Source organism: Bacillus sp. LR--39 (genome assembly GCF_053613335.1).
On the sequence record NZ_JBSIOT010001508.1, the window covers coordinates 1 to 533 of the forward strand.

The window sequence follows — 533 nt, forward strand, 5'->3', positions numbered from 1 at the left end:
ACAGCTTCTAATTCAGCTTGGCGTTTTTTCACATCTTCAATGTCCACTGTGTTTACTTGTGCGATTTCGACTTTCTTGCTGCCGAGCGTAAATTCTTTCGCATCAAGAGAAATGAGCTCTTCCACTGTTTTTTTGCTTAGATCAGCGCCTGCTTTCAGCATGTTCAAGCCGTATTCTTCAGCATCTACGCCAGCGATCTCCGCAAGCTCTTTTGCTGCCGCTACGTCTTGGTCCGTGCAAGTTGGAGATTTAAATAACAGGGAATCAGAAATGATCGCAGACAGCATCAGGCCGGCAATTTCTTTCTCGATTTTCACGTTATTCTCTTTGTACATTTTGTTTAAGATGGTAGCCGTACAGCCTACAGGCTCAGCACGATAGTAAAGCGGCTCAGCTGTTTCAAAGTTAGCGATGCGGTGATGGTCGATAACCTCTAAAACCTGAACCTCTTCAATGTCTTTGATGCTTTGCTGGCGTTCGTTATGGTCAACCAGGATAACGCCGTTTACTTCGTTTGCAGCTGTTTCAACAAG

General features: G+C 44.8%; 1 protein-coding gene. It reads right to left on the minus strand.

Features of this window, described 5'->3' with window-relative positions; translation table 11 throughout:
* Nucleotides 1-533: DHH family phosphoesterase (locus tag ACWHAR_RS31455; protein WP_452088977.1), on the minus strand; the 533-nt coding region annotated here is incomplete at both ends.